The organism is Bernardetia aquimarina (assembly GCF_042180575.1).
In the GTDB taxonomy this organism is placed as follows: Bacteria; Bacteroidota; Bacteroidia; order Cytophagales; family Bernardetiaceae; genus Bernardetia.
Genome location: NZ_CP170094.1, coordinates 5092324 through 5105366 on the forward strand (window position 1 = coordinate 5092324; position 13043 = coordinate 5105366).

The window sequence follows — 13043 nt, forward strand, 5'->3', positions numbered from 1 at the left end:
CATTCTCTAAAAAATGGAATAAGTTGTTTTAGAGCCTGTTCGAGTTTAGTTTAAAAAAAAAGAACATCAGATTTTTTTATTAGTTAAGTAATTGATTTTCAGTTACTAATTAAAATATCAATTTCTATGTTTACTAATGAATATTTATCTGATGCTCTTTGGCAATATATGAAAAAATTTATACCTTCTTCGTATTTGAAAAGAAAACGCAAACACAGTTTGTATAATTTATTTTCTGGTCTATTCTATCTTACTCGTTCAGGTAGCAGTTGGCGTTTGCTTCCTAGTAGTTATGGTGTTCCTTGGAGTAGCTTGTATGATTATTTCAGTAAGTGGCAGCAGACAGGTTGGTATAAAAAGCTGTTAGATAAGCTTGTTAGAAGGGAACGTATAGCACAAGGTAGAAATCCATACAGTACTGGACATGTGTTAATTTAGGTTGTATTTTGAGTTTTAGATTTTTGCACTAATTGGGTTATTATTTTTAATATTTTGTCTATAGAAGTAGCATAAAATACTACTTTTCCATATCCGATTCTAAAAACAGACTCGTAAAAGGATTCATTGTCTTTTTTTACTCTTTGTTTTGTTTTTACTCCTTCTAAGATACAGAGTAAAAAAGATGCAATTACTAATGCCATTAGAACACGAATTTTTCTTGGGTTTACCATTCCTAACTCCTCTAAATGAAATCCATTTGTTTTCAAATGTCTAAATAAACACTCTATTTTCCATCTGAGATAATAGATAGCACTAATTTTCTCCTTTGTTAAACGATATTTGTTGGTTAATAAAATGACAAACTTTTCACTTTCTTTTGCTGCTTGAGCATTATAAGAAATCACTATTTTTAGTTTTTTTGCAAAGTCAGTTTCAAATTCTTGGCTTACTAGTTTGCCTGATTTAGCTTTTTTAAGTAAGCTGTGGTATTTTTTAACTTCTAATTGATAATCTCCCTTACAAAGACGAATAATGTAAGTATATCCTTGTTCTTCTAAATACCTAAACCAAACTCTACCTTTATACTCTCTATCAGCTAAAATTGTAAATCTTTTTAAAAAAGGATATAACAATAAAGCCGATGCTAATAAACTTTTACGATGAGCAACAGTAGAACTACCTTTTCGTTCTAAATTGATCCAAAAAATAGGAATAGCCATTTTTCTATAAATAACACTTAAGACCAAAACATGATAGGTATATTCCCCTAATTGCCAAACACTACCATCCATAGCTAGATAGAAAATTTCTTTTTTTATGTCTTTTCTATTCAAAAAAGAGCCTATACTAAAAACTAGAATCAGCTTCCATAGTGTTTTTTGAACATAGACATCCAAAAAATAACGAGTAAGCCGTTTATAATGAGAATCAATTTGAACAGTAGGAGAATTTAAAAAAATACCTACTTGATTTTTTAATTTGTTTAGATTAACAGTTTCTTTTATCAGAATACAGCTAATAAGCAACAAAGTAGCGTGAACATAATGGATAGGAATATCTGAAAATTCCTTTGTATATTTGTTCAGCAGGACGGAATAGAGTTTTTTGGTTTTCACACTTCTAAATTAACTCTTTCTGTCCTTTTTTTGTCAAAAATTTAACTCATGTCCAGTACTATAAGAAATCCAAGACCTTCTTTGGGTTGTATAGACTCTCAAAGTGTTCAGAGTGTTTATGGAGGAGAGGCGATAGGAGTGGACGGCTATAAGCTCAAAAAAGGACGGAAACGGCATATTTTAGTAGATACGCAAGGAAATTTACTAGAATTAGAGATTAGTCCAGCCAATCAAGCCGATGTAAATCAACTTGCTTATTTGTCGTATTTAGCTCAGTTTAGAGGCAGACCATTTTTCAAAATTCTTGCTGATGCAGGGTATAGAAGTGGGGCTTTGGCTACTGAAATATTTAGTCAAACAGGAGTGCAAGTGGAAATTGTCAATAGTCCAAGAAGAGAAAAAAAAGATGATAAAGCATTTGTTCCACAACCCAAAAGATGGGTTGTAGAAAGAACATTTGCGTGGCTCAATCAGAACCGAAGACTAAAAGTAGATTATGAAAAAACAAGAAAATCTGCAAAGGCATTTGTGTATTTAGCTATGATTTTGAATCTCATAAACAAAGGAGCTAAAAGAAATAAAAAATAAAAACTCGAACAGGCTCTTACAAAAAAAGTTTGAGCTGAGATAATGTCCATTAATCAATTACGAATTAAAAATTACGGCTTCCATCTGTTGAAAATTAAATATTCATATTTTTGAAAATAGTGCTTTAATTAATTTCTACTCTAGGGGATATTTTTTGATTGTCGAATCAATAAGTTGAAAGGTTGTGTTTTTTAAATTTTCCACATCTTTTTCCTCTAAATTTGTAGTTTCTATTGGTTTATGATAAATCATTTTACAATGATGACGAGTAAATTTAAAAGGCTGTCTATCAGGAAAAATAATCCAATTATAAAGAATAGTTACAGGCACTAAAGATGTTTGTGTTTGAATAGCTGCACGAAAAGCACCATCTTTAAAAGGATTCAATTCGGGTTGATTAGTACCAATAATTCCTCCTTCTGGATAAATCAAAACATTTTTACCTTCTGCTAAGGCTTCTTTTACTTTTTCGAATGCCTCAAAACGACTTGTTCCTCTTCCACGGCTAACAGGAATATGAATTTTTTTAAAAATATAACCAAATAAAGGAACTTTACTCAAAGATGCCTTTCCCATAAAAACACTAAATTTAGGAACAGTCATTACCATAGCAGCAATGTCTAAATAGGAAGTGTGATTAGAAGCATAAATATAGTTTTGGTTTGGATTGGGTTCGAATTCCCATTCTGTTTTTACTTTTATGCCCATTCCAAAGTATAAAATTTTTGCCCAAATTCTATATAAAAATCCGTTCCAATAATGCCATTCTTTGCGCTGAGTAGCAAGCCACAAAAAAGGATATAAAAGCAAAAAGATGAGCATAAACCAAAATGCACACCACATAGTATATAAATTCATTTTTTAGTTATCAGTTACCAGTTATCAGTTACCAGTGAATAGTAATGAGTACTGTAATTAGTAAAATCTAAAATGCTTTTTTAAAGCAATTACAAATTAACGCAAAAAAAAATTGACAACCCTCAAAGAAGATTGTCAATTTATGATAATATTTATTCAGTAACGTTGATTGTTACAGTGCAAAGTTAATGCGTGTAAGTAATCCACCTGTCTGAACAAATACCCCTTCCGAACCAAGTGAGCGTACTGGAAATCTCCAATACGGTTCAACTTGTAGCGTTAAATGTTTTCCTAAGGAGGTTTCAAGTCCTGCAGAAACATTAATGGTTGCAAAAAGCTGTAAAGCTGATTGTGTTTCCCTTTGTTTTACTACTTCTTGTGTACGAGTAAGACGTGGGTCATAAATATCTTGATATGAAACTGTATAATCAGATTCATAATTTTCTTTTAAAAAGAAATAATTTGAAGTACCTGCTGATACAAACCATTTATTTCGGTCTGTTTGAATTGCATTGTATCGCAAATGTATAGGTAAATCTAGTAACTGCCAATTTATTTGAGTTTTATTTTTCTTTACCCAAGCATCTTCACTTGTAGGTGGAGCAAAGTTATTTGCAATAGTTGGTATAGATAAAGGTTCTTCTACATCAATCTGTTTTTGTGTATAAACTGCTCCTGTTGAGATATTAAAACGTTTTGCAATTTGATAATCAGCCATTATACCATATCCATTTGTATAATTCATGCGTTGTTTGTCATTACTCTTATAAATATTTGTCATTGCCATAAGAGCAGCTCCAAACCTCCATTTTCCGACAGCATTCACTACTGGATTTTTTCTAATCAACTCTTCATTTTGATTAGCAGAGACAAGAAATGTGTCATCAATTTTTAATTCAGGCAATGTCATTTCTTCTGGTTTGACATCAACAAACAAATCAAAATTAGTTTCTTTTATATTTAATGCACTAAGCATTTTATTAGATTCTACTTTTTGAATAGCATCATTATTAGCCAACAAACTATTTGTTGTATTTACTTTCTCTTCAGAATTATCAGTAGAGTAAGATGAATTGAAAGCCGTTTGATTATTTTTAGTGTTTTTTTCTAGTTGAGTTTCTGAATTAGAATATGATTCTGTTTTAGTGAAATTTTTAGTGTTTTTTTCTGAATTATTATCTAAATAATTATCAGTATTGCTTTTATTATTAGATTCTAAGTTGTCTTTTAAATTGTTTTGTGTAATTATTTTATCATCAATAGAATTTGAATTAGTTAAATTTGATTCCTGTATAGAATTTTCTTGAAAAGCTATATTTTGATTTGAAATTTTATCTGCCGAGTTATCTAAAAATTGATATCCTCCAAATAATAAAATTACTGCTGCTGCTCCCATTGTTGCAAAAACTGCCAAACGTCTAAATACGACTGTTTTACGGTCTTTTTCATTATGAGCAGCCAGTTTTGATTGCATAGCAGACCAATCAGCAGGTTCGAAAGTAGGTTCATAATTTTGTACTACTTCTTTAAACCGTTCTGTAAAACGCTCTTCTGATGATTTGTGATTCCCGTTTTGGTTATCGTATATATGCTTCATACTTTTTTCCGAAATGCTCTTTTATTAGTAAGCGTAATTTTTGTTTTGCTCTTGATAAGTTCGAACGAGAAGTTCCTGCTGGAATCCCCATTTGTTCTCCAATTTCTTCGTGTGAATAGCCTTCAATTTCATAGAGGTTAAATGTAATCCTGTAAACGTCTGGTAAAGATTGAACAAGTGCATAAATTTCATCTGCACTCATTTGGTCTATTACATCGCCTGTCGAATCTTCTTCTCTATCGGCATATTCTACATCCAAATGATTGGTGTGTTTTTCATTTTTGCGATAAAAATCAATCGCTGTATTAATAATTATCCTGCGAAGCCAACCTCTAAAAGATTTTTTGGTGTCGTATTGACATACTTTTGTGAATACTTTCATAAAACTATCATTCAACACCTCACTCGCTTCATCTTTGCTTTTGCAATAACGTAGCGATACCGACATCGCATACCCATAAAAATGCTTATATAACATTTCTTGACTTTTTGCGTGTTTTTTTCGGCAGCCTTCTATTAGGCGAAGTTCAATATCTGTTAGCTCTATGGCTTTCACCAACAATTAGTAATTAATGTTCTTAGGGTAATATTTAAGTTGCTTTCAAAGTCCTTACGCAAAGAAGATTGGAAGTGCTGCAAAGGTGTCGCAAAAAAATCAAAAGTTTTTATTTTTTTTTGAAATATTTTATTAATCTTCTTTAAAACGTGCGTAAAATGGGTGTAGGGGGATTTTTAGAACTCGTAATTTATTCTCAACAAAAAACTTAATATCTTTATACAAAAATAATAACTTGTTAAAAAAGAAAATACCCTTCAAGGTGTATATTTAAATTAAGACCTCGAAAAGTATCAATTTTTTGATAAAACTCTATTTTACCAAATCAATAAAATTAGTCATTGCTTCTTTTGTGGAAGTATATTGGTCTAAACTTCCATAATTTCCATTGACAGCGTAAGAAATAATGGTTTTGTCCTCTGGAAAATAAATCATATTGGCGTAATATCCGACGGCATCTCCACTATGAAAATAAGCTGTTCCTTTGTGTGTTTCCATCTTGAAAATTCCTAAACCGTAATAAATAGGGAAAAAATTGGAATCTTTTTCTTTAGGTTCACGCACAGTTAGCATTTCAGATAGGCTATTTTGAGTAATAATTTCGTCATTCATCAATGCCTTAAAAAAAATAGCTAAATCATGAGAATTAGACAAAAGACCACCATCAGCAGTATAATAATCCCAACCACTTTTATATGTGCTTTCTGTCAGATTAAAATTTGAATACATATCAATATAACCTCTCACAAGTCCATTAGGAATAGGGTTTTTGGCAGCAAATTGTGTGTATTTTAAGTTTAAAGGAATAAAAATTTTTTCTTCAAAAACTTCATAAAATGGCTTATTTTCAATTTCTGTAATCAACATTCCTAGCAAAACATAATTTGTATTCGAATATCGAACATCTTCTCCTACTTCAAAATAGGCACTTTGTCCATACGCATAATCTAATAATTCTTCAGGTTGCCACGTTTTTTCAAAATCATTCAGCGAAGCAGTCTGAAATTTTAGACTTTGAATGTAATTATAAATTCCACTTGAATGATTCAAAAGCTGTCTAATTGTAGCCTTATCAGCATTTTCTAGTTTATTGACAATACTTTTTGAAACATAATCAGCAATTTTGTCATTTAAGCTGAGTTTTCCTTCTTCTACAAGTTTCAAAACAGTTACGGCAGTAAACATTTTGACTGTCGAACCTACTCTAGTTTGATGACAAGATTGCAAATTGATGTCGTTGAAAATATCTGCTTTTCCATTTGCACCACTCCAAAGTCCGTCTGTTTGTTTATAAATTGTCATCGAAATACTAGGAATTCCTTTAGCTGTTAATTGCTGCATAAATTCCTCATATTTTTGATGATTTTTGTTTTGCTGACTGCTATCGTTTAAAATAGGTAAACAGTTATAAAAATTTGCACTCAATTCTTCGCTTTTTTCACAAGAAGAAAAAATAAGAATAAAGAAGAGAGTAGAAACAACGAAATTGATTTTTTGATTGAACATATAAGTTAATTTTTGGACAGACTAGGAAGTCTGTCATAAAAGGGGTAAGTTATTTAGAAATAAAAAATTTATAGCCTACATGAAAATTGATATGAGTCATGACTGGAATAAAATCTGGCGAATAGGGATATTCTGCCCAAGATTGATATCGAACAAATAATTTAGGACTATATTTTTCTAACGGTTTGAGATAATACCCTACACCAAGCGAAAAAGTAGGATACAAACGTCCATTTCCTTTGTCTTTTTTCTTTTTATAAACTCCATCTACAAGTGCAAACTCATCTTGTGTTGCAAAGGTATGTAAGTAGCCAATTCCTAATAAAGATTGAAGAGCTAGACCAAATTTGAAGCGTTTTTCATAACCTACTTCACTAAAAAATGCTATTCCTTGTGCCAAATGATTATGATAAAAATAGGAAAGATTAGCTGTTTGAAACCAACGATGTGATTTTTGAGGAAAGGTAGAATAATAGTCTTTTGAGTAATTAAACTCTGTTCCGACTTGCAAACCCAAATGAACAGGCATAGTAAAAAAACGAGTAAAAGGAATAGCCGTAGATTGATTAAACACCGAAATCTGAACAGGGATTTTTTGTGCCTTTGTAGGGGTGGTACTGAAATAAAAAAGACAACTACATAAAATTAAAAACTGAAAAGAGCCAAATGTATTGAGTTTCATAAAATGATAGAATTGCTTAAAAATTAGGTTACTAAAAAACTATGAAGCAAAACTAAATGAAGAAAAGGATAAAAAACATCTTTTAATCCTTTAAAATTACTCAAAAGGGCATTTTTGAAACTGAAACGGACAGAGACATTATTTTAAACTTGATACCATTCCAAAAATTTAGAAACATTTGCTTTGGCTACAAACTGTTCCTCCAAACTTTTTGGCGAAAAATGGATTTTGATTTTGCGAGTAGTTGTAGCTTCGTAGCCGATGATGCTTTTTCGGTGGGCAATAATTTGACGATTGAGTTGATAGAAGTTTTGAGGAGAAAGAAGGGAGAAAAAATGTTGTAATTTTTCTTTTTGATAAAAACGATTGCCTTCAAAAGTAGTGAGATAAATTATTTTTTCAGAAAGTTCAAAAAAAGCAATTTCTTCAACAGGAATTTTTATAAAATCATGACCACGATTGACTACAAAGTAAGAGGGAATTTGATTTTTTTTTTCTTCTAACTCTTGTTCTAATTTTGCTTTTAAATCTGTTTCTATTTTATAAATCAATTCTTCTGTAATTTTTTTAGTTTCTTGTTTTACTTTGATTTTTAGATTATTCTCTAATTCTTGTTCTAGCTTTTTCTCTAAATTATCAGTCAAAAATTCATTTCTATTCTTTAATTCAAAATTGATAAAATAAGCTGCATTTGCTAAAAACAGAAATATAAAAACCAAAGGTAATTCTAGATAAAATATAGAACTTTTATGAAGTGGAATATCTAATAAATAAATCAAATACAAAATTTCTGTACTGATAATTACTACTAAAGGAAAAGTTACTCCCATCAAAAATTGCTTTTTTATTCTATGAGAAAGCTCTTGTCTATGAAAGTGAGTTGTATTCAGTTTTTTATAAAATAAATACAAATACAAACCACACAGATAACTTAATACTAGTGCAAAAATAAGATCTGTATAATAACTAGGGTTATCTAATAATTCTGAAAAAGTATTATCATTACCAATATGCACCACAGCTAGTGCTGAAATAGTATAATAAATAAAAAACCAATAGGTAGAAATGACTTTTTGAGGCATAACTTAGGTACTAACAAGATTAGAAGTTTTATTTTTTGCTTAAAAATAATAAATTTTTGTACTTCTTCACACAAAATAACACTGATTAGATGTTGGTTATTTTATAATAAAACTAAAGATACATAAAGTTTTATTTTTAGAATCTGGAAAGGAAAACCTATTTTGGATTACTATTATTGTAACTTCGTTTATTAAATTTATTCAAAAAAATAAACCTAGTATAAAAAATGCGTTATTTTATTATCTACAAACCTTACGGAATGATTTGTCAGTTTTCAAAAGAAGGCGACAAAGCTACTTTAGCCGATTTAGCTTTTGATTTTCCGAAAGATGTTTATCCACTTGGCAGACTAGACACTGACAGCGAAGGATTATTAATTCTGACCAATGATAAAAAACTCAATCATAAACTTTTAAACCCTGATTTTGCACATCAGCGTACTTATTATGTACAGGTAGATGGACAAATTCATAAAGAAGCCTTAAAACAATTAGAGGAAGGGGTTACTATTCGAATCAAGAAAAAAGATTATTTTACAAGTCCTGCAAAAGCTAAAAGTATTGATGAACCCGAACTTCCACCACGTAATCCTCCAGTTCGTTATCGGGCAAGTATTCCCACTTCTTGGATTTCACTTACTTTGACAGAGGGAAAAAATAGACAAGTAAGGCACATGACAGCAGCCGTAAAATTTCCAACTTTGAGACTTGTTCGTTATGCCATTGAAAATATAGAACTGGAAGACATGCAATCTGGAGATATTTTGGAACTTTCTGGAACAGAACTTTATACAAAACTAGGAATGAAAGTGTAATGAAATTACGACCTGTTAAAGTCGTCCAACCAATTAAATGAGTAATGAAAATAAATTATTTTATAACCAAACAACTACAAATTCTTTTTCTTGATTTGTAAAATAATTATGAAATAAAACCAGCCATTCATTAGAAATTAAATTATTTTTTATTCTTCCAAAAAGCTGAATGTCTTTGTCGTAATTAGCTTCACTGCTTTGGCAGGTCGTAATCCGTAATCCGTAATTGCTCTGTATTTTTACATTCAAATCTTCTTTAAAAAAAAGACCTTCAATATCTGCATATTTGTAGAGTGCTTCTTTTGAAGACCAAAAAAAAGTTTGTTGTTTGAGTGTTTGTGCTTTTTTCTGTTCTTTTTGACTCATTACACGATGAAAAACTCGGCCGATTTTTGGTGTAAGTGATTGAATATCAATTCCTACTTCATTGGTTGTATCAATAATTGCAGCGCAAAAAGGAAAATCATGAGAAATGGAAAGTTTTAAATTCGTATTTTTATTATTGTTTGATTCTTTCAAAAATGGTTTTCCTGTTTGGGTTTTTGCTAAAAAAGTATAATCAAAACCTATTTGTTCGACCAAAGTTTTAACCAAAAGACGAACTGCTAAACGTTCTAGTTTTTTTTCTTCTTGTTTTGCCTGTAATTTTGCATTCGAACTTTTATCTGAATATTTGCTATCGATATAAGCTAAATCTTCTTTTGGTAATTGCGTTTCAAAAAAAGAAATAGTTTCACTAATTTGCCAAAGAGCAACCAAACGGTTTTCAGAAGTATGTAAAATTTGTAAAGGCATTTTGAAATAAATTTAGAATGTTAGAAGTGACCTGCAAATACATTTTAACCACAGAAAATGAAGAGGAAAACAAGAGAAAATACAAATGCAATTTTTCAATTACCTTTGATTTTATAAATCTGACTCGCCATTGCTTAGTTTTCCACTAACAATAAATTAATCATAAAAACATGAAAAAAATAGTTTACTCATTATCAATGTTGTTTTTTGCAATAGTATTTGTTTTTCAAAGTAATGCTGTTTTTGCTCAACATGCAAAGATGCAATTTTCTCGTCAAGATTCTTTGCGTGGAGCATTGCGAAAAGAGAGAGCATACAATGTAAAACACTATGATTTGAACTTAAAGATTGATATTGACAATCAATTTATTTCAGGATTTAATAAAATAACTTTTCAAAATACAGATTTAGATTCAGTTTTGCAGTTAGATTTATTTGAAAATTTTGAAATTGATTCTATCGTTTATCATAATCAATATACAACACAAAGATTGATAAATCCGACCAAAACGCTTCGAAATCGAAGAGAGGGAAAGGTAATTTGGGTAGAGCTTCCGACTGAAATTAGAAATAGCTTAAATGTTTCTAAAGAAAACAAAACCAATGAAATGATAAGTGTTTTCTATCATGGAAAAACTCAAAATGCTGTAAATCCTCCTTGGGATGGTGGTTTTACATGGAATAAAAAAGCAAATGAAAAGCCTTGGGTAACAGTTAGTTGTCAAGGTTTGGGGGCAAGCAGTTGGTTTCCTTTGAAAGATCATTTGAGCGATGAACCTGACAGTGTTCGAATGTATTTTGAAGTTCCGAAAGACTTGTTTTGTGTTTCGAATGGTGATTTGATTTCTATTAATAAAGAAACAAAAGATAAAAGTTTTGTAGGCTATGAATGGAAAACATCTTATCCGATTGCTTCCTATAATATGACATTGAATATTGGTGATTATGTTCATTTTGAAGATAAATATATCTCTAAAATAAATTTAACAAATCCTACAAATAAGAAAGGTTCTTTAAATTCTATAAAACTAGATTATTATGTAATTAAAGGAAATGAAACGAAGGCAAAACCATTTTTTGAAAGTCAAGTAAAACCAATGTTAGAGGCTTTTGAATATTATTTTGGAGAATATCCATTCAAAAAAGATGGCTATGCACTTGTAGAAACGCCTTATTGGGGAATGGAACACCAATCTTGTGTGGCGTATGGAAATAATTACAAACTCAATTCTTTTGGTTTTGATTTTATTATTATTCACGAATCGGGACATGAGTTTTTTGGAAATAGTGTTAGTGCAAATGATAATGCCGAACTTTGGATTCATGAATCTTTTACGACGTATTCAGAAGCTCTTTTTGTGGAATATTTTCAAGGAAAAGAAAAATCGATTGATTATTTATTGACACAAAAACTAAAAATCATCAGTCAAGATGTAATTCTTGCTCCTCTTGATGTAAATTATAATAATTGGCTTGGTGCAGACATGTATTACAAAGGAAGTTGGATGTTACATTCTTTGCGTTCGGTAGTTGATAATGATGAGCTTTGGATTTCGACGGTTAAAGATTTTTATCAGACTTATAAATATTCGCACATAAACACACAACAAGTCATTGATTTTTTTAATAAAAAAACAGGTAGAAACTTAACACCAATTTTTAATTTTTATCTAACTAATAAAGAAATTCCTGTTTTGAAATATGAAATTGTGGAAGAAGATGATAAGCTATTTTTGTCTTATTATTGGAAGGTAAATGAAGAGAAAAATAAAGATTTTAATATGCCAGTGGAAGTTTTTCTAAGCCGAAAAGATAAAACTGAAAAAGAATCTTTTATGCTCAATGCTACAACAGAAGTTCAAAAAATAGAGATTTCAGATAAAATCAGTAAAAAAGAAAAAAAGAAAATGGAGGAAATAGAATTGATAATAAACGGAAGAAAATATTTAGCCAACTCTGTAAAAAAGTAAGGGGGAAATAGTTCGCTTTTTGAGAAAAACTTCAAGAACTAAACATCTAAAAATGAGAGTAGCTAATTTTCATCTCTTTCATATATTGGCTACTTTTCAATCAACTCAAAAATCTCGTCTAATTTTGGTAAAAGAACAATTTCTATTCTTCTATTTTTGCTTTTTCCTTCTGGTGTGGCATTGCTTGAAATAGGCAAATGTTCTCCATGTCCTGCTGCAACGATACTTTGAGGAGAAACTCCATTTTCTACCAAAATTTTGGTAACAACAGACGCACGCAATGCACTAAGTTGCCAGTTATCTTTGAAAGGCAATTCTGCACCTGTTACAGGCATATTATCGGTGTGTCCTTCTACCCAAATATCAAGTTCAGAAGCATTATTTTTGAGCAAGGCTGCTAATTTTTGAAGTGCTTTTCTTCCTTCCGAATTAATATCAATACTTGCCGTTTCGAAAAGAAGTTTGTTAGAAAGTGAAATATACAAACGCCCAGATTTTTCTTTTACTGAAAAAGATTCTTTATTCAATGAACTAAAAGCTGTTTTGATAGACTTTTGCAATTCATTTGATTGTCTTTGGCGTTGGTATTGTTTGTTTTTTAGAGTAGAAATATTTTTTTCTTTGTTCGAAATTTCGCTTTCTTTTTTTGTTAATTCTATTTCTTTTTCCTGTAATTCTTTATTCAGAATAGTATTTTCCTCTACTGTTTTTTTTGCAATTTTTTGAAGACTATCTAATTGATAATCTTTGGTTTGTAATGAAATAATAATTTCTCTAAGAGAATCCGAACTTTGAAGTAAGAGTTTTTGAGCTTCATAAAACTGCCTTTTGATGCGTTCATTTTCTTGGTCTTTTTTTTCTACTTCGGCTACTTTTGCTTTGTATTTATTGGGGCTTACGCACGAGAAAACTACTACACTCAAAAGAAAGAATAGGAGAATAGGTAGAACTATTTTTTTTATAGACTGTATTTGTAGGTTCACTTTTTTATTAATTTAAAATTTAGTCTGTATTTGTCTAACCTATTGGTTGCATTTT

General features: G+C 30.3%; 13 protein-coding genes. 4 read left to right on the forward strand and 9 right to left on the reverse strand.

All coding sequences use genetic code 11. The annotated features are described in order from the left end of the window. Positions 1-126 precede the first annotated feature (126 nt). The gene (locus ACE193_RS21965; protein ID WP_375560339.1) at positions 127-438 is read left to right on the forward strand and encodes a transposase; all 312 of its coding nucleotides are present in this window, start codon (positions 127-129) and stop codon (positions 436-438) included. Here the strand turns inward: ACE193_RS21965 and ACE193_RS21970 are convergent. After that, the gene (locus ACE193_RS21970; RefSeq protein ID WP_375559008.1) at positions 435-1556 is read right to left on the reverse strand and encodes a transposase; all 1122 of its coding nucleotides are present in this window, start codon (positions 1554-1556) and stop codon (positions 435-437) included. The genes ACE193_RS21965 and ACE193_RS21970 overlap by 4 nt on opposite strands. 48 nt (positions 1557-1604) lie before the next feature. Here ACE193_RS21970 and ACE193_RS21975 point away from each other — a divergent pair, with 48 nt between their 5' ends. Further along, positions 1605-2144 (forward strand): IS5 family transposase, encoded by a 540-nt coding sequence (locus tag ACE193_RS21975; protein ID WP_375560340.1) that lies wholly within the window; start codon positions 1605-1607, stop codon positions 2142-2144. Between the two features lie 135 nt (positions 2145-2279). On the opposite strand, the gene ACE193_RS21980 is transcribed toward ACE193_RS21975, so the two are convergent. The 6 genes from ACE193_RS21980 to ACE193_RS22005 all read right to left on the reverse strand — a co-directional run bounded on the left by ACE193_RS21980 (position 2280) and on the right by ACE193_RS22005 (position 8425). Continuing rightward, complete coding sequence (locus tag ACE193_RS21980; RefSeq protein WP_375560341.1) at positions 2280-3002, reverse strand: lysophospholipid acyltransferase family protein; 723 nt, start codon at positions 3000-3002, stop codon at positions 2280-2282. A gap of 172 nt (positions 3003-3174) precedes the next feature. Further along, the gene (locus ACE193_RS21985) at positions 3175-4599 is read right to left on the reverse strand and encodes an outer membrane beta-barrel protein (RefSeq protein ID WP_375560342.1); all 1425 of its coding nucleotides are present in this window, start codon (positions 4597-4599) and stop codon (positions 3175-3177) included. Next, on the reverse strand, positions 4580-5155 hold the full coding sequence (locus tag ACE193_RS21990; protein ID WP_375560343.1) for an RNA polymerase sigma factor: 576 nt from the start codon (positions 5153-5155) through the stop codon (positions 4580-4582). Before ACE193_RS21990 ends, ACE193_RS21985 begins: the two co-directional genes overlap by 20 nt. Positions 5156-5467: 312 nt before the next feature. After that, positions 5468-6661, reverse strand: a complete 1194-nt coding sequence (locus tag ACE193_RS21995; RefSeq protein ID WP_375560344.1) for a serine hydrolase domain-containing protein — start codon at positions 6659-6661, stop codon at positions 5468-5470. Positions 6662-6710: 49 nt separating this feature from the next. Then, on the reverse strand, positions 6711-7343 hold the full coding sequence (locus tag ACE193_RS22000) for a hypothetical protein (RefSeq protein ID WP_375560345.1): 633 nt from the start codon (positions 7341-7343) through the stop codon (positions 6711-6713). A gap of 143 nt (positions 7344-7486) precedes the next feature. Beyond that, positions 7487-8425 (reverse strand): LytTR family transcriptional regulator DNA-binding domain-containing protein, encoded by a 939-nt coding sequence (locus ACE193_RS22005; protein WP_375560346.1) that lies wholly within the window; start codon positions 8423-8425, stop codon positions 7487-7489. 227 nt (positions 8426-8652) lie between these two features. Here ACE193_RS22005 and ACE193_RS22010 point away from each other — a divergent pair, with 227 nt between their 5' ends. Beyond that, positions 8653-9240 carry a pseudouridine synthase gene (locus tag ACE193_RS22010; protein WP_375560347.1) on the forward strand — a complete coding sequence of 196 codons (588 nt, stop codon included), beginning with the start codon at positions 8653-8655 and terminating at the stop codon, positions 9238-9240. Between the two features lie 60 nt (positions 9241-9300). Here the strand turns inward: ACE193_RS22010 and ACE193_RS22015 are convergent, their stop codons facing one another. Beyond that, on the reverse strand, positions 9301-10035 hold the full coding sequence (locus ACE193_RS22015; protein WP_375560348.1) for a 4'-phosphopantetheinyl transferase family protein: 735 nt from the start codon (positions 10033-10035) through the stop codon (positions 9301-9303). Between the two features lie 170 nt (positions 10036-10205). Between ACE193_RS22015 and ACE193_RS22020 the strand changes: the two genes are divergently transcribed. Then, complete coding sequence (locus ACE193_RS22020) at positions 10206-12005, forward strand: M1 family metallopeptidase (RefSeq protein ID WP_375560349.1); 1800 nt, start codon at positions 10206-10208, stop codon at positions 12003-12005. 89 nt (positions 12006-12094) lie between these two features. Here ACE193_RS22020 and ACE193_RS22025 read toward each other — a convergent pair whose 3' ends face one another. Beyond that, positions 12095-12988, reverse strand: coding sequence for an OmpA family protein (locus ACE193_RS22025; protein WP_375560350.1), 894 nt, complete (start codon positions 12986-12988; stop codon positions 12095-12097). Positions 12989-13043: the final 55 nt, after the last annotated feature.